Origin of the sequence: Haloarcula pellucida (assembly GCF_014647235.1) — an archaeon.
Lineage (GTDB): Archaea > Halobacteriota > Halobacteria > Halobacteriales > Haloarculaceae > Haloarcula > Haloarcula pellucida.
Genome location: NZ_BMOU01000002.1, coordinates 268,592 through 289,378 on the forward strand (window position 1 = coordinate 268,592; position 20,787 = coordinate 289,378).

17 protein-coding genes are annotated in these 20,787 nt (G+C 60.9%); 11 read left to right on the plus strand and 6 right to left on the minus strand.

Going from position 1 to position 20,787, the window contains the following annotated elements; translation table 11 throughout:
• Positions 1–129 precede the first annotated feature (129 nt).
• The 4 genes from IEY28_RS08015 (at position 130) to IEY28_RS08030 (ending at position 5,836) form a co-directional block, all read left to right on the plus strand.
• Entirely contained in the window at positions 130–3,090 is a 2,961-nt protein-coding gene (locus IEY28_RS08015) for a LamG-like jellyroll fold domain-containing protein (RefSeq protein ID WP_188996179.1), read from the plus strand.
• 66 nt (positions 3,091–3,156) lie between these two features.
• On the plus strand, positions 3,157–3,627 hold the full coding sequence (locus IEY28_RS08020; protein ID WP_188996181.1) for a dTDP-4-dehydrorhamnose 3,5-epimerase family protein: 471 nt from the start codon (positions 3,157–3,159) through the stop codon (positions 3,625–3,627).
• A gap of 2 nt (positions 3,628–3,629) precedes the next feature.
• Positions 3,630–4,703 (plus strand): glucose-1-phosphate thymidylyltransferase, encoded by a 1,074-nt coding sequence (locus IEY28_RS08025; RefSeq protein ID WP_188996183.1) that lies wholly within the window; start codon positions 3,630–3,632, stop codon positions 4,701–4,703.
• A 200-nt stretch (positions 4,704–4,903) separates the two neighbouring features.
• Positions 4,904–5,836, plus strand: coding sequence for an NAD-dependent epimerase/dehydratase family protein (locus IEY28_RS08030; RefSeq protein ID WP_188996184.1), 933 nt, complete (start codon positions 4,904–4,906; stop codon positions 5,834–5,836).
• Here the strand turns inward: IEY28_RS08030 and rfbD are convergent.
• On the minus strand, positions 5,833–6,708 hold the full coding sequence (gene rfbD / locus IEY28_RS08035; RefSeq protein ID WP_188996185.1) for a dTDP-4-dehydrorhamnose reductase: 876 nt from the start codon (positions 6,706–6,708) through the stop codon (positions 5,833–5,835). The two genes, IEY28_RS08030 and rfbD, sit on opposite strands and share 4 nt — an antisense overlap.
• A gap of 111 nt (positions 6,709–6,819) precedes the next feature.
• On the opposite strand from rfbD, the gene IEY28_RS08040 reads away from it, so the two are divergent.
• Genes IEY28_RS08040 through IEY28_RS08050 form a run of 3 tightly spaced genes read left to right on the plus strand, consistent with a single transcriptional unit; the run spans position 6,820 to position 9,670 of the window.
• Positions 6,820–8,238, plus strand: a complete 1,419-nt coding sequence (locus IEY28_RS08040; RefSeq protein WP_188996187.1) for an oligosaccharide flippase family protein — start codon at positions 6,820–6,822, stop codon at positions 8,236–8,238.
• Positions 8,235–9,236, plus strand: a complete 1,002-nt coding sequence (locus IEY28_RS08045; RefSeq protein ID WP_188996189.1) for a glycosyltransferase — start codon at positions 8,235–8,237, stop codon at positions 9,234–9,236. The genes IEY28_RS08040 and IEY28_RS08045 overlap by 4 nt, the downstream gene beginning before the upstream one ends.
• 56 nt (positions 9,237–9,292) lie before the next feature.
• The gene (locus IEY28_RS08050) at positions 9,293–9,670 is read left to right on the plus strand and encodes a hypothetical protein (protein ID WP_188996191.1); all 378 of its coding nucleotides are present in this window, start codon (positions 9,293–9,295) and stop codon (positions 9,668–9,670) included.
• A 5-nt stretch (positions 9,671–9,675) separates the two neighbouring features.
• Here IEY28_RS08050 and IEY28_RS08055 read toward each other — a convergent pair whose 3' ends face one another.
• Positions 9,676–10,425, minus strand: a complete 750-nt coding sequence (locus IEY28_RS08055) for a glycosyltransferase family 2 protein (protein ID WP_188996193.1) — start codon at positions 10,423–10,425, stop codon at positions 9,676–9,678.
• Positions 10,426–10,834: 409 nt separating this feature from the next.
• Between IEY28_RS08055 and IEY28_RS08060 the strand changes: the two genes are divergently transcribed.
• Positions 10,835–13,075, plus strand: a complete 2,241-nt coding sequence (locus IEY28_RS08060) for a hypothetical protein (RefSeq protein WP_188996195.1) — start codon at positions 10,835–10,837, stop codon at positions 13,073–13,075.
• Positions 13,076–13,124: 49 nt separating this feature from the next.
• Positions 13,125–14,813: a hypothetical protein gene (locus IEY28_RS08065; RefSeq protein ID WP_188996197.1), complete on the plus strand. Its 1,689-nt coding sequence runs from the start codon at positions 13,125–13,127 to the stop codon at positions 14,811–14,813.
• A 41-nt stretch (positions 14,814–14,854) separates the two neighbouring features.
• On the opposite strand, the gene IEY28_RS08070 is transcribed toward IEY28_RS08065, so the two are convergent.
• The 4 genes from IEY28_RS08070 to IEY28_RS08085 all read right to left on the minus strand — a co-directional run bounded on the left by IEY28_RS08070 (position 14,855) and on the right by IEY28_RS08085 (position 19,435).
• The gene (locus IEY28_RS08070; protein ID WP_188996199.1) at positions 14,855–15,730 is read right to left on the minus strand and encodes a glycosyltransferase family 2 protein; all 876 of its coding nucleotides are present in this window, start codon (positions 15,728–15,730) and stop codon (positions 14,855–14,857) included.
• Positions 15,727–16,941, minus strand: coding sequence for a glycosyltransferase family 2 protein (locus IEY28_RS08075; protein ID WP_188996201.1), 1,215 nt, complete (start codon positions 16,939–16,941; stop codon positions 15,727–15,729). The genes IEY28_RS08070 and IEY28_RS08075 overlap by 4 nt, the downstream gene beginning before the upstream one ends.
• 98 nt (positions 16,942–17,039) lie before the next feature.
• Positions 17,040–18,050: a DUF1616 domain-containing protein gene (locus tag IEY28_RS08080; RefSeq protein WP_188996203.1), complete on the minus strand. Its 1,011-nt coding sequence runs from the start codon at positions 18,048–18,050 to the stop codon at positions 17,040–17,042.
• A 344-nt stretch (positions 18,051–18,394) separates the two neighbouring features.
• On the minus strand, positions 18,395–19,435 hold the full coding sequence (locus IEY28_RS08085; protein WP_188996205.1) for a hypothetical protein: 1,041 nt from the start codon (positions 19,433–19,435) through the stop codon (positions 18,395–18,397).
• 741 nt (positions 19,436–20,176) lie between these two features.
• Here IEY28_RS08085 and IEY28_RS08090 point away from each other — a divergent pair.
• Together IEY28_RS08090 and IEY28_RS08095 are read left to right on the plus strand one after the other, a co-directional pair.
• Positions 20,177–20,599 carry a cupredoxin domain-containing protein gene (locus tag IEY28_RS08090; RefSeq protein ID WP_188996207.1) on the plus strand — a complete coding sequence of 141 codons (423 nt, stop codon included), beginning with the start codon at positions 20,177–20,179 and terminating at the stop codon, positions 20,597–20,599.
• Positions 20,599–20,766 (plus strand): hypothetical protein, encoded by a 168-nt coding sequence (locus tag IEY28_RS08095; RefSeq protein ID WP_188996209.1) that lies wholly within the window; start codon positions 20,599–20,601, stop codon positions 20,764–20,766. The genes IEY28_RS08090 and IEY28_RS08095 overlap by 1 nt, the downstream gene beginning before the upstream one ends.
• Positions 20,767–20,787: the final 21 nt, after the last annotated feature.

Genomic DNA, 20,787 nt, shown 5'->3' on the forward strand with positions numbered 1-20,787 from the left:
CCAGTCAAAGTTCTTGTTGCTCTCTGTGACATCGGCCACGGCGACCGCGAGACGTCTCGTACTCGCTCAGGCTTCCCGTCCGAGGCCGTGGCAAGCAATTTAAGACCGGGACCGGTGTTGTCACGATTAATGCCTGACCCGCACGAGGAGACTGTCGCCCTCCTTGAGGACCACCCCGAGCGAGAGCAGACGATCCGGTCGCTGCTGACGCTCGACGCTGAGCGCGACACCTGGTCGTTCGACGAGGCCGCCCTCGACTCTGGCACGTTCGGCGAACTCGTCTCCCGGGGTATCGTCGAGAAGGTCGACGGCGAGTACCGCATCGCAGACAGGGCGGCGACACAGGCCGCTCTCGACGGCGACGCCAGACCCCAATCCGATGGAACCGAACCGCAGGAGGACGGGCTATCGCTCGATATCTCTCTTGGCTCGGTGGACTGGACACTCGTCGGGTCACTCGTGGCGCTCGTGGGGCTGGTCGTCCTGTTTCGGACAGCCTTCTCGTGGTCGGCCGTCTTCCGCGACGGACACGTCGTACTGATGGGGAACGACGCGTACCTCTACAGAGACTGGGTCGAACACCTCCTCCGTGCGGACCCGACGCTCGGGGGGCTCCCCCAGCGGATGGCGACCCACGACGTGTTGATGATCGTCACGGCGTGGGGTCTCGCCGGGGTTCTGGGCGGGACCGCCAACGCGGCCGGGATGGCACTCGCGTGGTACCCCGTCGTCGCGGCTGTCGTCGTCGGCCTCGCCGTCTACGGGATGGCGACGGTCGCGTTCGACCGACAGACCGGATTGGCGTCGCTGGCTGTCTACGCCGTGACGCCCGCTGCGGTGTATCGAACCGCGCTCGGCTTCGGCGACCACCACGCGTTCGATTACGTCTGGCTTTCGATCACTCTGGCCTCACTGGTCGTCCTCGCCGGCCAGCGCGTCGACTGGCGGACCGTCACGCGCCGACGTGTCCTCGCCGCTGCGGGCGTTGTCGTCGGCGTCGTCGCACAGACGTTCGCGTGGCGAGCGGGACCGCTTCTCCTCTTGCCGATCGGAGTGTATCTCGTCGTCCGGTGTGCCGCCGACATCGCGGCCGGCCGCTCACCCGTCAGGTCGAACGCGTGGCTTCTGGGGTCGCTCGCCGTCGGGTCCGTACTCGTGTTGGGGGTCCACGCGCTCCTCGGGTGGGCAGAACCGTTCCGCGCGCTGTCGCCGGCCCTGCTCGCGGGCGGTGCCGTTCTCGTGGCGTCGGTTTCGGAAGTCGCCTCTCGACGTGACACCGCTCCCGGAGTGGCGCTCGGCGCCGAGTTCGTCGGTGGCATCGCGCTCTTCGGTCTCGCTTTCGTGGTGTTCCAGCCCGTTCAGGTCGCGTTCTCCGACGGTCTCCGGTACTTCCAGACGTACGGGCAAAGCGACATCGCTGAGACCCTCTCGTTGTTCAGCACGCAGAACGGCGGGCTCATCGCGCCGTTCCTGTTTTTCGGCTTCGCCTTCTTTTTCGGGATCGGCGCGCTCGTCGCGGCGTCGGTGTGGGTCTCCCGAACCGACCGACCGTCGATCCTCTGTCTCGTCACGTACGGGTGGTGCTTCGTCGTCGCTGCTGCCGTTCAGCTACGCTTCGCGGCGCAGTTAGCGATTCCGCTGTCTGTCTTCACCGGCGTCGCGTTCGTCTATATCGCGACGCGGATAGACCTGCTACCGGAACCCGAGTGGCTGTCGGTTCAGGGGGACGGTCGACCGACGATCACCGACACGGACGCCACGAAGACGACGCTTACGCTCCCCGACTCGCGTACGCTTCTCAACCTCGGGCTGTTGTTCCTCCTCGTGGGTGGTGTCGGATTCGTTCAGGCACCGGTCAAGACCACGCAACTCGCCGTCGAAGACGCGACGTACGACGCAGCCGTCGGGACGGATACTGTCGCCGAACAGCAAGCCCGCTCGTGGCCGGAGAACTACGTGTTCAGCCAGTGGGGACGAAACCGGGTGTACAACTACTTCGTCAGCGGGCACGCCGAATCGTACTCGTACGCACGGGAGAACTACGGGGCGTTCGTTAGCTCGACGGCACCCGAGTCGTGGTATCGGACACTGGCGTCGAACTCGACTGGGTTCGTGGTCGTCCAGCCACAGCCAGCCATAACAGAGTCTGCGACGGTCCAGTCCCGGCTGTGGGACCGATGGGGGAGCCGTGGCAACGGTACCGACGGCGTGGGACACTACCAGGCGGTGTACGCGAACGACCAGCGGAAGGTCTTCCAGTTAGTCCCCGGCGCGCGTCTGACGGGAACGTCGACACCGAACACGACCGTCGACCTACAGACGACGGTCGAACTCGACGAACGGCAGTTTCAGTACACACGGCGAGTGGAGACGAACCGGTACGGGGAGTACGGTGTCACTGTCCCGTACAGTGGCACCTATTCCGTCCAGAACCGGACTCGAACCGTCTCCGACGCCGCCGTCGAAAACGGCTCGACCATCGGGCCCTACGTGGCTCACTATTCGTTCGACGACCGGCGGGGTGACGTCGTGACGGACGCGGTCGGTGGGACGACGGGGACGATTCAGGGCGCAGAGTGGGTCGACGGGCCGCGTGGCAGTGCGCTCGCGTTCGACGCCGACAGCAACGATACGGTTCTCGTCGACGACTCGGCGGGGCAACTGCAGGGGGCAGAGCAGTTCACCATCTGTACCCGCGCAAAACCCGACGACTCGACCGCTGCACGACAGGACGTCGTCAACGTCGGCGGGTTCGACGCGCTCATCGCGTGGGGAGGACAGGCCGGGTGGGAAGTGTACTTCCGGAACCAGACTGGCTCCTACTCGCTGATGGCCACCTCGGACCAGCCAACGGGGTGGACCGACGTCTGCGGTCGCTACGACGGGTCCACGCTCGAACTGTGGATCGACGGCGACCTAGTCGCTGAACGCCCCGCGACCGGAACGGTCGGCGACCAGGGCGGGACGACGAGTATCGGTAGCTTCTCTAACAACGACCGGTTTTTCGACGGGACCGTAGACGACGTTCGCATCTACAGGTCTGCTCTCGAACCGTCACAGATACGGAATCTAACCACACGAGACGACTGAACTCCGACGTACCGCGGTGGAAAGAGTCCGGAACCTATATGATTGGCCTTTAGATACAACATAACGATGATACACGATGTCGAACTAAAGGATCTGCAGGCTAACGTCGACGAACGTGGTGAGCTGACGGAAATCTGGCGGTCGGACTGGGAGTTTTACGACGGAGACGATACCCCGGAGATGTCCTATTTCTCGGTTTCGTACCCGGGTATCATTCGAGCGTGGCACCGCCACCACCGTGGACAGATCGACCATTTCGTCGTCCCGCACGGGAAAGTGAAGGTCGGCATCTACGACGACCGCGAGGGGTCGCCGACGGAAGGCGAACTCGACACGTACGTCATCGGCGAGGGGAACATGCAGGCTATCCGCGTCCCCGGTGACTGCTGGCACGGGTTCAAGGTCGTCGGCGACGAACGGGCGACGCTGCTTAACTTCCCGACCAACCTCTATGACTACGAGGACCCCGACGAGGAACGACTGCCGTACGACACCGACAAGATTCCGCTAGACTGGGAGGAACCGCCCCACGAGTGACGATGAAAGGCATTATCCTCGCGGGCGGCACTGGCTCTCGTCTCCGCCCGATCACGCATACCGGTCCGAAGCAGTTGGTCCCCGTGGCCAACAAACCGGTCATGGAATACGCCATCGAAGACCTCCGTGACGCTGGCGTCACCGAGATCGGCATCGTTCTCGGCGATAAGGGCCGCGACGAGATTCAGGCGTACTTCGGCGACGGGAGCGACTACGACGTCGACCTGACCTACATCGTGCAGGGCGAACCGCTCGGACTCGCACACGCCGTCGGCTGTACTCGTGATTTCGTCGGTGACGACTCGTTCGTCGTCTACCTCGGCGACGACCTGATGCGCGAGGGCATCGAGGACCTCGTCGCCGACTTCGACTCGTCGACGTACGCCGCCGGAATCGGGCTACAGGAAGTCAACGAACCGTCCCGGTACGGCATCGTCGATATCGGTGACAACGGCGACGTGGTCGGTCTCGTCGAGAAACCGGACGACCCGCCATCGAATCTGGCCCTCATCGGTATCTACGTGTTCACGCCCGCGATCTTCGAGCAGATCGAAGCCCTCGAACCCTCCTGGCGCGGCGAACTGGAGATTACCGAGGCGATACAGGGCTTGCTCGAAGACGGCCACCGTGTCCAGTCTCACACCGTTCACGGCTGGTGGAAAGACACCGGGAAACCGGAGGACGTCCTCCACGCCAACCGACTCGTCCTCGACGCCATCGAGAAGGACATCCGTGGTGAGATAGAGGACGACGAGAACATCCGTGGCCGTATCGACCTCGGCGAGGGAAGCGTCATCGAGGCCGGTGCGGTCATTCGCGGGCCGGTCTCTATCGGCGAAAACACCCGAATCGGGGCGAACGCCTACATCGGCCCCTACACCAGCATCGGGAGCGACTCCGAAATCGACAACGTCCACCTGGAGTCAAGCGTCACCATCGGCGACAACAAGATAACGGCCAACCGGACTATCGTCGACAGCCTCATCGGTCGGCACGCGACGCTGATCAACAACGAGAACAAGAAACCGAAAGGAGATCGCCTCGTCGTCGGGCAGAACTCCTCGCTGGAGCTGTGACCAATGCGAATCATCACTCACTCGTGTCCGGACTGTGGTACCATCGTTGCAGGAAACATCCTCGAACGACGCCGCACGATGAAGTGCCCCGGCCTCGATTGTGAGGCCGTTCTCCGGTTCGCCGATCTCGACAGCGACGACCAGACCTACATAACCGAAAACCAAGAGAAATATACTCTCGACTAAGAAGTACGCAAACGATGACAGTCTTAGTAACCGGCGGTCTCGGCTATCTCGGCTCACGACTCATTCGCGAACTACCCGACCATCCGACGTTCTCGGGCCACGAGATACGCATCCTCGACAACTATCGGCAGCCTCGGTTCCACTCGCTGTGGGACCTCCCGAGCTATGCGGACTACAGTTTCGTCGACGCCGACATCCGTGACGAAGAGGCGGTTCGTGAGGCAATGGAGGGAGTCGACGCCGTCTTCCATCTCGCTGCGGTCACCAACGCTCCCGAGACGTTCGACATCCCCGAGAAGACCTGGGAAGTCAACTACGAGGGGGCGATGACGACCTACGAAGCCGCCCGCGACGCGGGTGTCTCCGAGTTCGTCAACGTCTCGACCTGCTCGGTGTACGGCCGGACCGAAGAGGAGATCGACGAAGGGTTCGACTGTGACCCCGAGTCGCCGTACGGCGAAGCGAAACTCGAAGCCGAACAGGAGATGCTCGATCGGTACGACGGCGGCATGGGGCTGACGGCGCTCCGACTCGGCACCGTCTACGGTTGGACGACCGGCATGCGGTTCGATACGGTCGTCGACAAGTTCGCACTGCTTGCGGCGACCGGCGAACCGCTCACCGTCTACGAGGGCGCAGAGAACCAGAAGCGACCGTATCTCCACGTCCACGACTCCGTTCGCTCGATGCTGTTCGCTGCCAGCGAACTCGGCGACGGCGAAGCGTACAACGTCGTCGGCCAGAACGGACGCCTGCAGGACGTCGTCGACGCCATCGAGAAGCACTTCCCCGAGGTCGACATCGGCACCACCGAGGCCGAACAGCTGAACCAGCTCTCCTACATCGTCAGCGACGAGAAGATCAGTTCGGAAGGGTTCGAGACCTGCTACACGCTCGATCAGGGCGTCGAGGAACTCGCCGACAAGTTCCGCGCGCTCACCAACTAGCGCGCCGACTGCATACTCTCGAAGGCTTCTTTCGGCGTGTCGAACTCCCACTCGAGCCACTCGTATAGCGCAGCGGAATCGAGCGTACTGTCTGTCGGTCGCGGGGCCTCCTGTCCGAACTCTTCGGTCGATATCGGTCGGACGAGGTCGGTGTCGTAGCCGAACACCTCGGCCAGTCGCTGGGTGAACTCGTATCGGTCGATACTCGTCGGCCCGGTGGCGTGATACAGACCGGTCTCGCCCTCGGTCACGAGGTCGACCGACGCTCTCGCGAGGTTGGGGGCGTAGGTCGGGGCCGACACCTGATCGTCGACGATGTCTATCGCGTTCCCGGACTCGAGTTCGCCGAGCGCCCACGTCACGAAGTTCGCGCTTTCGAGGCCGTAGATGACGCTCGGCCGCACGATGGTGGCTCGCTCGGCCACACGCGCTGCACGCTCGGCGGCGTACTTCGTCTCCGCGTAGTAGTTCAGCGGTGCAACGGCGTCTGACTCCCGGTAGGGTGTCTCGTCGCTGTTCCCGGCAAACACGTAATCAGAGGAGACGTACAGGTAGTGCGCGTCGAACTCGTTTGCGAGGGCCGCCAGCGTGAACGTCCCCTCGGCGTTGACTTCCCACGCCTTGGCGCGGTTCGTCTCGCAGTCGTCGACGGCGTGGAACGCGGCGGTGTCGACGACGGCGTCCGGGTCGACGGATTCGAACACCGACCGGGCCTGCTCTTCGTCCGTCTTGTCCAGTTCGACGTCGGCCGTCGCTGTTTGCTCGGAGCGGTACGTTCCAGTGACGTCGACGCCACGGGCTCGACAGTCCTGTACCACGTTCGTGCCGACGAGACCGGATGCCCCGACGACGAGAACACGCTGGTTGCTCATGTCCGTACTGTTCGCAATCTGGGATTTATTCGTACTGGTTCGGCGTGACCCGGACCCTGCTCCGTCGACCGGAATTGCAATAATTATACCCGGCGGGACACAGGTGAGCATATGAGAATCGGTCGGTCCGCGACGACGCTTTTCCTCGCTAATGCTGGAAAAGCGCTTCTCCTCTTTGCCGGGACGGCCTACTTTTCACAGGTGCTGGGTGGTGCGGGATTCGCTCCAGCTATCCTCTTCGAAGCGCTCCTCGGCCTCCTCTCTATCCCTGCCGACATGGGGCTTCGTGGTGCCGTCGAGAAGCGAATCAGTGAGGGCGACCGGGCGGGCGTCGTCGTCGCGACGTCGTTGGTGCTCAAGACGGTGCCACTGCTCCTCGTCGGCGGCGTCGTCCTCCTCTTTCGCGGGCAGATCGCCGCGTATCTCGGGGCCCCTCTGGCATCGCTGTTGGTACTCACGCTCGCCGTACAGGAAGCGGCACTCGTCTGTACCGCGGCCGTTCGGGGCGAACTCCGTGTCAGTGCGAGCGCCTCCATCATGTTCAGCAAGTACGCTGGCTGGGTCGGGATCGGTGTCGTACTCGTCCAGTTCGGGTACGGGGCTCTCGCGCCGGTGTACGGACTGCTCGGAGGCAACGTCGTCGCACTGCTGTGGGCCGTCGCCACGCTCCGAGCGACACCGGGACGCCCCGCCGTTGCGACCGCTCGCTCGCTCGTCAGGTACGCTCGCTACAACGTCGTCTCCGACATCGGCGGCTACGCGTACAACTGGATCGACGTCCTCGTCCTCGGGTTGTTCGTCGCCCCCGCGTCGGTCACCGCCTACGAGATCGCGTGGCGCGTTTCGATGACCGTGATGACGTTCTCGGCGGCCCTCTCGGACACTATCTTCCCACAGATCAGCGCGTGGGACGCCGACGGGAGCAAACGCCGCATCGAGCAGTTACTGCCGCACATGCTCGCGCTCTCGATATTCGTCGCGGTTCCGTCCTTCTTCGGGGCGTTACTGTACGCCGACGCGATTCTGGCGTTCGTCTTCGCGCCGGAGTACACCATCGCAGCAGTGGCACTCGTCGTACTGATGGGCGAGAAGGTGTTTCAATCCGTCCACGCCGTGCTGGGTCGAACCCTCCAGGCGATAGACCGACCGGACCTCGCGGCGATGGCGACGGTCCTCGCTATCGCCGTCAACGTCGTGTTCAACGTCGTCCTGATTCAGGCCTACGGAATCGTCGGGGCAGCGGCCGCGACCGCTCTCTCTTTCCTGCTCAACACCGTCGCACACGGCTATTTCGTCGCACAGTTCCTCTCTATCGAGATACCCGCGAGGCAGATCGCCCACTCGGTTCTGTCTGCCGTCGCCATGACGGCCGGCTTACTGCTCGTTCGTCAGACGTTCGGAGTGACGACGCCGCTGGCTCTCGTTGGGAACATCTTCCTCGGTGGGTTCCTCTACGTAGTGGCGATGTTACTGTCACGGCGGGTCAGATGGACGGTCAGATACAGTTTCCGGGCAGGTGAGTCCGTATGATGGTCTCCGTCGCGCTCTGTACCTACAACGCGGGTGCGTACCTCGAACCCCAACTGCAGAGCATCGTCGACCAGACCCGGCCACCCGACGAAATCGTCGTCAGCGACGACGGGTCGACCGATGGGACTCGCGACCGACTGCGTTCGTTCGCTGCGGCGCACCCCGACACCGTGACCGTCATCGAGAACGACCGCCAACTGGGGGTGACGAAGAACTTCGAGCAGTGCATCGCCGCCTGTTCGGGGTCGGTCATCGCGCTGTCGGACCAAGACGACATCTGGGACGAAACCAAACTCGAAACCCAGCTAGACGCCTACCGGGCCACACCGGACGCCCGACTCGTCTGTCACGATTCGGAACTCCTGTTCGAGGACGCCGACACCCCGGCGACGACTCTCTGGGAGACGATTCACGACTCCCACGAACCGGAGAGCGCACTGGAGCCGACGGCCGCCATCTCGGAGCTCTTAGGCCGGAACTTCGTCCAAGGTGCGACGGCGCTGTTCGACGCCGCTCTCCGATCGGTCGCGCTCCCCATTCCGCCGTCGTGGAACCACGACGCCTATCTCGCGTTCTGGGCGGCGATGACCGGTGGTCTCGTCGACATCGGCGACCGACTCCTCACCTATCGGATCCACGAGAGCCAAGATATCGGCGTCGCCTCGGGTATCAGACAGAAGGTCGACAGAGAACTGTCCTATCCGACAGAACACTATCTGTCGCTCGCCGAGCGGTGGTCGCCACTGCTCGACGCTATCGACGCGGTGGACTCGGACGCTCTCGTCGTCGACGAGACGTGGCTTCGCCGCGTGATCGAACGCAGACAGCGATACGACCGGCGGCGGGCACAGATCCACTCACCGGAACGGTCACTCGGCACACGGTTCGGTAAGTTGGTCCTGACGCTACTCTCCGGCGGGTACACCCGGTTCGGACACGTCGGACTGGCAGGGACAGATGCCGTCGCCCTCCTCACGGACCCGTTTGGCAGACAGTGAAGGACATGCTTTCACAGAGTAGGAAAGAATAAAAGCGACAACGCGAATGACCCGATATGCGACCCACTCTGTGGGCACTCGTTGCCCTGTCGAGTCTGTTCGGTGCGGCCGGAAATATCACGATGAAGGTCATCACTAACGATATCGGCGACCTCTCTCTGGCTAAACTGACACAGATAGACTTCCTCGTCGAATTCTTCCTGATGCCGCTGGTCCTCTTCTCCATCGGCGCGGCCTTCGTCGGTCGCTTGCTCCTGTTCGCGCCGTTGAGCGAACTCGAAGTCGGCATCGTCACTGCGGTCGCACTGCTGCTCTGGGCGCTGTTTACCGCAATCGGCGACGTGGTCCTGTTCGGGACCGATTATAATCCGATGTTACTCTTCGGGTTCGGGCTTTCGCTCGTCTCGATCGTGATAATCGTCACGAACTCCTGAGCGAGTCAGTCGTCGGACGTCGAGACCGGGGCCTGCGAACTCTGGGGCGAGTCGGGCCCGAACCGGTAGTTCACGACGCTCTTTGCACAGTTCAGGGTATACGAGAAGATCCACGGGTTCGCGCTCGCGTTGTCGTCGTAGTAGCAGTCGGTCGGGACCTCTTTGAGGTTGTCGTAGAGCCCGGCGCGCTGAATCTCGCCGACGACGTCCGTATCGAAGTGGAACTGGTCGGTGCAGTTGTGGTAGTCGATCTCTTCGAGGGCCGCCGCGGAGTACGCTCGGAACCCGGTGTGGAACTCGTAGAGGTCCGTCCCGAGCGTGACGTTCTGGAACGTCGTCAGGATTCGGTTCCCGAGATACCGATGGAGCGGATAGCCGCCCGAGAGCATCCCGTACCGGGGTGCGAAGACGATTTCGGTGTCGTCCTCGTTCTCGATGGGTTCGACGACCTCCGGTATCTCCTCGGGGGCGTAGTGTTCGTCCTGGTGGATCATGACGGCGATATCGCCGCCTCGGTCGAGCACTTCGTCGTACAGCGTCTTCTGTCCGCCTCCGTAGCCCTTGTTCTCGTCGTGCTGGAAGGCACGAATCTCGTCGTATTCCGATTCGAGCGTCGTCAGCACGTCCCAGCTATCGTCGGTGCTGCCGTCGTCGACCATGTACAGTTCGTCGACGGTGTCCCACGGCACCCGGTCGACGACGTCTCGAACCGTCTCGGCGCCGTTGTAGACCGGCATGACAGCGACAGTATGCATAGGCACACTAAAACGCTACATTAGTAAAACCCTAACTATCTGTCTCGTCGGTGAGAAGACGAACCAAGACTCCGCGTAAGCGCTTCCTACCGCCCGGAGATTCCGACTCCGATATCTGATTGGGAACGTCACACATCTTCTGGCGTGAATCACAATGGATTTCCTTTCCGACTGGAAAGGAACCGCTATGTCTGTTGGTTCTCGTCGGGACCGAGTCACGTGGGTGGCAGACCCAACAGGAGTCTCACGAGGCCGACTAGCACGGGTTGGGCGACTTTACGACCTAAATACTGGGCTGTAAACATCTGGCGCAAGCGGGTGAGCGATAATGGGAATATTGGAGATTACGCACGAATGAAAACACACACAGACCGTTTGAGTTTTATAACAAACCACATAGAGAAGAATTGTGATTGAACGAGTTCGAGAAGCTACTAGCGATCAAAACTGGCGACTGATTGCAGCGCTCGGATTTTTATATATTGCTGGAATCATCGCACGGTATCCCACCAGTATGGGACTGATGCAGTGGAACGACGTTGGGTATCACATGCGGATCAGCCAATTATTGATCCAGAAGTTCCCCCAGCACACGTTCTATGATCCGAACTGGCGCGGCGGTATTCTGATGAATTATCCTACGATTTTCGAAAGCATCCCGGCCTACCTATCGGTACTAACTGGCATTCCGATAAAGGAATTATATCCCGTAGTCCAGTTGCTCGTCTGGGCCCTAACTCCCGTGGCTCTGGCATACTTCGTCTATCAGTATACCAATATTTATGGCGCTCTTATCGCCGGCTCTATTGGCGTCTACCCTTCGACAATGCCCGATCAGGTAAGTTTCATTATTGCGACTCCTTTGTTCTTTTTAGCGACCATCTCGTTCGTTAACCACCTCACTCAGCGTCGAGTTCGGAGTGGTCTGATAATGGGACTCGGAACGGCATTAGTATTCCACAGCCACCTTTTGGCTGCTCAGTTGATGGTCTACACGTGGACAGTGGTTGCCGCTGTGTTCATAATTTCTTATCCGATGTTGGGTTCCGAAGGCCTGGGGACCCGTTTCGACCAGCGTTTGAGACTTATTATTCGTCTATCCATGACTACAGCCCCTGGTGTTGCACTGTATTTCTTGATATCAGCAGAGTGGTGGTACGATACCCTGACCACCTATGGTCTTCATTTCATGGACTCTCCACTTGCGAACATGACTAAAGAGATGGCTATCGGAACTTCAGGAATTGTTCCTCATCTCACAATGACCTATCTCCCGGTATTTGCCGCTGGGCTAATATCGTTATTTATTGGCATTTCGATGAGATTTTACCCTGCTTTATTTGAAGACCAGTACATTTCATTCCGACCAAAACATGACCTTGCTGCTCTTTGCATTATTGTTCTTACTGGCTTTTCAGCGGTGTGGTTCTGGGGTTACAATTTCAACATTTGGAAAGGTCCTGTCTGGAGATACTACGTGTTCCTTGTATTCACAGCAGCTATTGGAATTGGCTTCGTCGCCGGTGGTATTATTGAACTAATACCAACACGTGAAAAAAGACAAGTGCGTTTTCAGGAAGTTGCCATTACAGCAGTAATAATTCTATCTGTCATCTCGTCCGGTCTGTTGGTTGGTTCTGGGTACTCGTCAGGGATTGACCAAAAGATAACTAACACAAATACTCCTTGGCCAGACTCTGCTGGCACACCAAACCAGGGTGGTTATGAATATCTTAAAACTCATGCAAATGGAAGCGACACTGTACTTGCTGGCGTTCCAGATAGTACCTGGGCATTGGCTGAATCAAATGTGACTACGGTTACGGGGCACTACGGCACAACAAATCCGAACCCACAGCGTGATGCGGACGCAGCGAAAATGATCTGGAGCTCAAATTATACCGAAACAGCTCGACTTCTCTCCAGCTACAACGTGGATTACATTTTCGTTGACGAAGCACATCGGACAAATGGGATTTTTGAGGGATGGGTAGCCCATCAAAAACTTTGGGGTGGCCCCGGGAACGGTGCAGAACTCCCCATCTCAAAATATGAGTACTTTGGAGAACAAGTCTATGAAGACGAGAGTGTTACAATTTATCGAATTGATCAGAAAACTCTCTCTGAGGACGAAAATGGTCGGTCACTATCATTAGATAATCGTAATGAATGGCAGTTCGAACAATTAGGACCGGTTAGACACTTCACTTACAGAGCAGATGGCGATCTTGCACTCAAGTGGTACGCAAGCCCCTCCCGAAACGAAGCGTTTGCGACTCGGGTGCTACAAAATCAGGTACGGGCCGGTTCTGAGGGGGTATTGGTCCGGTTCGCCGTCAATCGTTCAGCAAATGTGACTCCACACGTCGCGGTGCATTACCACGAAGAATCATCTACACGTGTTGCTGTGGGCTGGTCAGATGAGTACTATCCCTACGCAAATACATACCATGGGACTGGAAACAGTACTTACTACGCATACTTCCCTGAAGTAGAGGGAGAGGTTGATGTCATTAAACTCGGTGCGGTAGCAAATGACCAGACTTCATCAACAGAGTATATGGCTTATAAAAATGTCACAATCTATCCAGTGAACTCGTCGTCGCTGTCCGCACAGAACGACACCAGCGACGCTCGGGTCGCGGACTAGTCCCGAACCCAACGGCTATTTGTTCTGCACGGGAAGACGGCGCTAACGGATGGAACGCGACACGAAGGTAGCCGCTATCCTCTCACTGCTTGCCGGTGTCGTCTTGCTGTGGGGGAGTCGGCTCGAATCCCTCGCGCTCCTCGCAGTCGGCACCGTGGCGTTTCTCGCCGCCGCTGTCCGGTTCCGGTCGCCGATTGCTACGTACGTCGCCGCGGGCGTTCTCCCGCTCGTCTTTCAGGTCGACAACTGGGGGTGGCTCTCTGGACGGGACGCACACGGCGAGGCTGTCATCACGAAGAACGTGCTCGAACACGGGTGGCCGATTCCGCCGGCGGTCCACGACGCGTGGGGGTTTCAGGCCACGCCGGGGCTCCACTTCCTCACAGCGGTACTCGCGCGTGTCACTGGGCTCCCTGTCGTCCCCGGAATCGAGGGGCGAGTCCTCGTCACGCAACTCCTCCCCGTCGTCTTCGTCTGGACGACGCTCGCGCTCGTCGTCGTCGCGGCCCGGACCGTGACGGCGCGGCCGAGTACCGCACTCGTGCCGTTGCTCTGCTGGACCCCGCTCCTGTATTTTTACACGTCGTTCCGCCGGCCGTCGATGGGACTGGTCCTCGTGACGTTCGTCGTCTCGACGCTGTTTCTCTCACGTCGTCCGTCCTCGACCCGGATGCAATTGCTCACCGGTCTCGGACTGCTCGTACTGGCGTTCACGCACCACCTGACGACGCTGTACGCGATGCTCTTTCTCGGAAGCTACGCCGCTGTGACGTGGTCGCTCTCGCAGTTCACCGAGGCCGATTCGGCGACGCCGCTGCGATACGTCGCCGGTGCCCTCGGGAGCGGCGGCGTTCTCGTGGCCGTACTGGCCCAGTTCGAGTCCGGGCGACGGTTCCTCGGGAAAATCGTCGGTCTCGTCGTCCCGGCTTCCGGGGCCCCGGATTCGAACCCTAACCAATCCGGCAGTCCATCACCGGACGGCTCTACCGGTGCCGTCTCCGACGGCGGTCCGGTAGCGAAGTTCCTCGATAATGCGGCGTACCACACGCAGAACTTCCTCGTGCCGTGGGGGTACGCGGGGGTACTCGGATCGCTCTCGGTGTTTGCGCTCGGGACGACGCTCCGACGCGATGAGTCTGTCTCGCCGTTTCTTCTGACGAGCGTCGCGTTCGGCGGTCTCGCGGCTGCACTCGGCCTGCTCGGATGGCTGGCTGGGATGCTCGAGTTCCGTCGGCCGCTCACGGTTTGGGTCGTCGTCTGTGGCTGGCTCGGCGTGGTCGCCGTCCTCCGGAACAGACCGGCAGAGACGGGCCTCCGACGGGTCGTATTCGCCTGTCTGCTCGTCTTCGGCGTGCTGATGGTCCCGGCCTACGACCTCGGTGTCGGGACGCCGAACTACGCGACAGGTGAGGCCGAACAGGAGTTCTCCCCGCAACTGTACGCGACGGCGGAGTTCGTCGACGAATACGGGACACGAGGTCGGGTCGTCGGCGACGCGAACGTCCGGGAAGTCGTGTCACCGCTCGGCCAGACCCTCGTCGAGACGCGTCCGGAGACTATCAAATCCGGTGTGAACGCGACGGGGACGTACGTCGTCTTGGAGTATCCGCGCAACGACCGACTCTACTTCGGACCGACCCCCTCCGGATGGGTGCACTTCGACCCCGCGGACACCAACGGGACGTTCCGGAACGAGAGTGTCATCTACACGACCGACTCGGCGGTCGTCTACACCTGATCGCGCCGCTGGACTCCGTGCGGTCGTGATGGTATCGAACGTTACGACAATCGCCCGACCGCCTTGCCGAACTGGAACGCGACGTAGTATATCGCGTCGTAGAGCAGGGCGTACGGGAGCCACGCCGCGTACCCTTCGTCGACGAGGAACCGGAGTTCGGCCAGTAGATAGTCGATTCCGTCGCTGAGAAACGTGTCGTCGCCAGTCGACGCGATTCGTGCGAAGGCCGCGCCGTCTTTGAACCGTCTGACGAACAGCGAGCGGAGGGAGTAATCGTGTGAGTGACGGACGACTGCGCTCGGTTCGTACACGATTCCGTGGCCCGCTCTAAGCGCCCGGAGCGCGAAGTCCTTGTCCTCAGACATCGCCACGTCGTCCTCGAAGCGAACCGACTTCCAGACGCCCCGTTCCATCGCGGCACACACGTCGGAGATGTAGATGTGCTCCAGATAGAAGCGTCGTTCGTCACGCGTCGCGGTGTGGTCGAGCGTCCGCTCCTCCTCGGGGTAAAAATACGAGTAGAAGAACTGCTCCATCGGTTTCGCCCCGTCTTTCGCGACTTGCCGTCCGTACGTGATGCCGACATCCGGGTCAGCGAGCGGCGCGGTGAGTCGTGCTAACCACTCGTCGTCTGCGGGCACCGCGTCCTGTGTCAGGTACACCAGCACGTCACCGCTCGCCTGTTCGGCAGCCAGGTTCCGGGTCCGGCCGTGGTGGAAGTCCTCGGGTGGGATTTCTACGAACACGTCGGCGTACGTCTCGGCGACGCTGGTCGTCCCGTCGGTCGACCCCGAATCGACGACCACGATTTCCACGTCTCGGTCCGTCGACTGTGCCCGAACCCGCTCGAACACTCGGCGCACGTCCGGGAGCCCGTTTTTCGTCAAGAGGAGGACACTGACGTCGGCCGAACTCATCTATCGGCGGGTCTGCTGGTGATGCTCATGAAGAACGAACTGAACACGATCTGAATGCCGAGGACGATGGTGGTAAACGCCAGTACGTCCATCCGTATCGACGGGAGTCTGGTGAAGTCACTCGCCACCCAGTTGTAAATCAGGTAGCTCGCGGTCAGCGCACCGACTGCGAAGACGGTGGACCCGGTGACCAGCCCCCGTTCGAGCGTGAACGAGTCGCGGATGTAGGTGGTCAGCGGGTCGGACGGTCGACGGATCGGGTCCGTCGCGATGTCGCTGAGCAACCCGAAGCTACCGACCTGAAACCCGAGTATCGACAGCAGACTCCCGGCGATCATCGAGTGAATACCGATCGGTTGGCCGGAGATAGAGAGGTTCAGAAAGCCGAGTACCAGCACCGCGAGTCCCACACCGCCCATCACCATCCCCGGGACAGAGAAGAGATAGCCGGGTGCGTTCTCGAGCATGAACTTCACGTGTCGCCAGCCGTCCCTGAAACTGTCAAGTTTCGCGTCTCCCTCGCGCGGGTGGTACGTAATCGGGACCTCCCTGATGTCCAGTCCCTTCGCGCCGGCGTCCATTATCATCTCGCTGGCGAACTCCATCCCGTCGGTGGTCAACTCCAACTGCTGTAGGGCATCGCGGGTGAACACTCGGAAGCCGGAGTGTGCGTCGGAGACGCCAGCGTCGTAAAACACGTTCAGGAACTTCGTCAACAGCGGGTTTCCGACGTACTGGTGCAGCGCTGGCATCGCACCCGGTCTGATTTCGCCGTCGAGTCGGCTCCCCATGGCGATGTCCGCACCTTCATCACGGACGAGCGAGAGCAACTTCGGCAGTTCCTCGAAGTCGTAGGTCGTATCTGCGTCCCCCATCACCAGATAGTCGCCACGAGCGTACTCGAACGCGTACCGATATGCGTATCCGTATCCCGGCTCGTCCGGTTCGACCACCGTCGCACCCATCTCTCGTGCGATGTCCGGCGTCCGGTCGTCCGAGGCGTCGCTGATGATGATCTCGCCGGTCAGGTCGAGCGCCGCCAGCGCGTTCCGTATCCGCTCGATACATTCGGCGATCCCTTCCTCTTCGTTCATCGTCGGCAACACGACACTCACCGTCGGCACGGCGTCGGAGTCGGGTCCGACGATGTCGGCCGTCGACCGCGCCGGCGTCTCGGGTGCCGTCTGCGGAGGTTCAGCGTCGAGTGACATAGCGGGGCGATTAGGTCCCGTCAAACGGGGTTGTACGTACACTGTACGCTATCTGGTAAGAGTCTTGTTCTTCTTCGAACCGGGTCGCGCCTCTGTGGCTACGCCCCGTCTGGGACGGACACCCAGAGCCGTGCCGTCTGATACGGCGACTGTGCGTCGCCGCGATACAGTCGGAACTGTACTCGGAGTCGCTCGCCCCGTACCCGTGGCGCTGCGAGCGTCCGCCGGAACTGCTCGCTCTCGCTCGCTGCCACGCGGCGCGAGAACCGGTCGAGGACCTGTCGCTCGGTGACGACCGACCGGTTCCCGTCCGGTCTGACTCGCTGGAGTTCAGCGACGACGGTGTAGTTCGTCGGGTCGTCCTCGTAGTTCCCGATACCCACGACGATCGGTTGTTGGGAACCGGTCTGCAACGTCTCCGGGTAGCCTCCGGCGACGAGTTCGCCGTCCTCGGTTTCGGTCAACAGATACAGTTCCGAGAACTCCGCTCTGTCCGTCGGGGTCGACGTGGTGTATGCGACCGTACCCACGGCCAGACAGACGCTCAGCAACAGCACAACGGTGAGTAGTCCGTCGACTCGGTCGTTCGGGTTCGTGACCGCTCTGAGACTGCTGTGAACGGTCGCCACGATTTCGGGCTCGTACCGAACGTCGGGGGACAGTCGCCGTCGCCGCACAGCAGCGACGAGCACAGACGGGAGCGTAACGAGTGTCAGTGCGGCGAGCACCGGGATCAGTCTCAGTCCCCACGGTGTGACGTTCAGCGCCACCCCAGTCAGCGAGACGAGCGCTATCGACGCGCCGACGGCGAGCACCACCCGCTCGAAGCCGTCGACGCCGTTCCCGGACAGTTCGTCGCTCCCGCCAGTTGTCGAGACAGTCCTCTCGTCGTCCGTGCCGCTTCCCGGAAACAGTGCTGCGAGGAGCGCGTAGCCGGGAACGAACAGCGTGATGAGGCCCGCGACGACGAACCGAAGTGGCGTCGACGCGACTCCCGGGCCCAGCGTCACCAGCCAGAGGAGCCCTACGGCACCTATCACTAGCTGTATATCCGTTGCAACGCGGGGCGATGGCCACCCCTCGCTCCACGACCCGTCTCTGTCGGGCATCTACGGGAACAACGCGCTCTGTGACAAAATACCCTCGAATCTCGGGACAGGCTGCCGGTCTGCTGTCCGGTCTTCGGAGTGCCACAACAGCAGTTGTCTGCCGGGGACTCTCACTCCGCCGGTCGGAGAACGACGGCGCTCGACGTCGCCGACGCCCGCTTCTGTCGTCCCCGCACGCAACCAGCGCAGGGGTCTCTGTACTCGAGTGGCGTAGCAACTCGATTGGATGGCTACTGGTCGTTCGAGGCCAGATGATCGTCGGATACGGTTCGAGGACTCCGTGGGGATGTCCACACAAGACAGGAACAACGTCTTCTCGGTGGCTATCGGACGTCTCGTGACCGTTAGTGTGTACTGTTCTCGGTCAGCCCACCGGCCAGCGTGAGATTTCCACTCGAATCCATATCGGCTATCTTTGTCCCGGAATCGTTGAAAAACCCGAATCCACCGTCGCTCTGTATGGTGAGCCGGACTTGTCCACCGATGTTTATATCGAGATCTTCCGAGACAGAACCTTTCAGAGTGTTGACGTTGAAGATATCCCCATCGGACAGATCCACGTTGCCAGACGATTGGACGCCAAAGACGAGATTGTCGTCCGCGTCCATCGCTTTCACGTGGTAGTTCCGCACGTCTTTCGTCTCGATAGCGCTTTGCCAGACACCTTCCATGCGTTCCACACGGACTGCCACATCGGCTTCGCCTCGCCCGACTCCGCTCAACAGCAGGCCGCGACCAATCCCGTCGACGTCGGTGTTTACGTCGGCCTCTATCGCGTAGCTATTGGCACCGCTGTAGCCGTCCCCGTCGTCCGTAATCTCGACGAGTGGGTTCAACGCCCACACGTCCTGATCACTCGTCCTCGCTGCACAGTAAATTGCGGTTAAATCGCCATCGTTAGTGTCTTTGGCGGACGCATCCAACTGCGAGTGGATTCCATAGATTTTCCGCGTTTCGGACACGTCGAAGTCGTAACTCTGGAGTAGTCCGTAGTAGTTAGTGTTCCCCTGACCGACTGCGTCCGCCACGGAATCGCTAATACTAGTTGTCTCGAGAACCTCTGTACTACCAGATTGTGCGGATAGGGTGTTCGACGCTGTCCCGTCCGTGTCACTCGGCTCTGTGTCGACAGCTCTACCGGTCGTTTCAACTGAGCCCGAGTCCGGACAGATTTCTCCGGTTTCGTCGTGTCTTCCGGTCACACTGCCGCCGGTGACTGATAGGCCGACAGCGCCAGCAGCGGCGCCAAGTCCCAGTTTCAGAACATCACGCCGATTTACCAGCATCTTCTGGAGCGTCTGGCGCATCTCCCGGTTTTCTCTCTCTAGTTTTTCGACACGCCGCTCGAGATCGACGTTGTCGGTATCAGTCTCTTCGATGGTCATTTCATGGCCCGGATAGTGGGATAGCTGGCAAACCGCCGTATCGGGAAGCCAACCCCGCATCTTCGTCGATTCATTGCATTGTAACACCTCGAGGTGAACACCGTACGTCACAAACCTGTGAGTATTGTAATTCGTTATGTAACCTGTCACGACCCCTCGATTTTGGCACGTCGCATCGAGATAACCGGCAGGGTACGAACTGACTGGCGTGAAACGCTCGGGGTTTGAGCAGGGCCGGTGATGGAACCAACAGTCTATCTGCTACATTCCCGGACTGACCGATAGCGGCTGTGTGATCGGTTGCTACCTGATTCGGTTCGATAGGGCTGTCCGTCCTCTCCTCGGCTATACCCGCTCAGGTCGGCGTCGTCATCGCTCACTGATAGCGGTATACGGAGCGTACCAATCGCGTCCCCGACGAGACGGTATCGTCTGGGTGATAGCGGATCAGCGGGATAGCGAGTGTGAGCAGACGGGCCGGAACGTCACAACCGTTCAGGCGGCCGAACGGCGGTGTGGAATCTCGTCGCACAGAGTGTCCGACGCAGACGGGCCGCCCTGACTCACTCCGCGGCCCCACAGGGACGAGCGAGTGGCGTGGACGCCGACAGTGTATCGAGTGGACGCTCGCGTTGCTTTCGGTCGCCGACGGACAGTATCCTCGGGTCCGGTGTGAGTCACCCGACCCGTACCACACCTACTTCCTGTTGGGGATCGAACACTACACTCGGAGGTAGCACGATGGCTCCAGACAGGCGGACAGTGCTCCAATTGACTGGCGGCGCGGTGGCCGGGATACTCGCTGGTTGTGCCGGCGGCGGTGGCGGGACATCGGTTGAAGCGACCACGGACGTCGCGATGGTTAACAGTCAGTTCGACCCGCGAAACGTCCACGTCGGGGCGGGCGCGACGGTCACGTGGACGAACGAGGACGGCGACGCCCACACCGTCACCAGTGCGTCGGACAACTGGGAGGTGGACGTGGAGGTTCCGGGTGGCGAGACGGCGACGCACACGTTCGATAGTGACGGTGTCTACGACGTGTACTGTCGGTTCCACGGCAGTTCGGACCTTTCCGGGATGAGCATGAAAGTCGGCGTCGGCGAGGCGACCATCGAGCAACCACTCGGTAGCGGCGGTGGCGACGTCGGGGGTGGGTACTGATGGACCGACGGACGTTTCTGACACGCGGTGCCCTCGTGACGGTGCCGCTGGTCGCGGGGTGTTCCGGACAGGGGGCGACGATGGCGGGTCACCGGCCGACCACGTCGACGGCGACGGAGACACCCACGCCGACGCCGATACCGGACGACGACGGCGGGGGCTACTGACATCGGCGCGTGTCACTCCAC

Coding starts and splice junctions, on each gene's coding strand:
- IEY28_RS08015 (WP_188996179.1), top strand. CDS start 130: ATGCCTGACCCGCACGAGGAGACTGTCGCCCTCCTTGAGGACCACCCC.
- IEY28_RS08020 (WP_188996181.1), top strand. CDS start 3,157: ATGATACACGATGTCGAACTAAAGGATCTGCAGGCTAACGTCGACGAA.
- IEY28_RS08025 (WP_188996183.1), top strand. CDS start 3,630: ATGAAAGGCATTATCCTCGCGGGCGGCACTGGCTCTCGTCTCCGCCCG.
- IEY28_RS08030 (WP_188996184.1), top strand. CDS start 4,904: ATGACAGTCTTAGTAACCGGCGGTCTCGGCTATCTCGGCTCACGACTC.
- rfbD (WP_188996185.1), bottom strand. CDS start 6,708: ATGAGCAACCAGCGTGTTCTCGTCGTCGGGGCATCCGGTCTCGTCGGC.
- IEY28_RS08040 (WP_188996187.1), top strand. CDS start 6,820: ATGAGAATCGGTCGGTCCGCGACGACGCTTTTCCTCGCTAATGCTGGA.
- IEY28_RS08045 (WP_188996189.1), top strand. CDS start 8,235: ATGATGGTCTCCGTCGCGCTCTGTACCTACAACGCGGGTGCGTACCTC.
- IEY28_RS08050 (WP_188996191.1), top strand. CDS start 9,293: ATGCGACCCACTCTGTGGGCACTCGTTGCCCTGTCGAGTCTGTTCGGT.
- IEY28_RS08055 (WP_188996193.1), bottom strand. CDS start 10,425: ATGCATACTGTCGCTGTCATGCCGGTCTACAACGGCGCCGAGACGGTT.
- IEY28_RS08065 (WP_188996197.1), top strand. CDS start 13,125: ATGGAACGCGACACGAAGGTAGCCGCTATCCTCTCACTGCTTGCCGGT.
- IEY28_RS08070 (WP_188996199.1), bottom strand. CDS start 15,730: ATGAGTTCGGCCGACGTCAGTGTCCTCCTCTTGACGAAAAACGGGCTC.
- IEY28_RS08075 (WP_188996201.1), bottom strand. CDS start 16,941: ATGTCACTCGACGCTGAACCTCCGCAGACGGCACCCGAGACGCCGGCG.
- IEY28_RS08080 (WP_188996203.1), bottom strand. CDS start 18,050: ATGCCCGACAGAGACGGGTCGTGGAGCGAGGGGTGGCCATCGCCCCGC.
- IEY28_RS08085 (WP_188996205.1), bottom strand. CDS start 19,435: ATGACCATCGAAGAGACTGATACCGACAACGTCGATCTCGAGCGGCGT.
- IEY28_RS08090 (WP_188996207.1), top strand. CDS start 20,177: ATGGCTCCAGACAGGCGGACAGTGCTCCAATTGACTGGCGGCGCGGTG.
- IEY28_RS08095 (WP_188996209.1), top strand. CDS start 20,599: ATGGACCGACGGACGTTTCTGACACGCGGTGCCCTCGTGACGGTGCCG.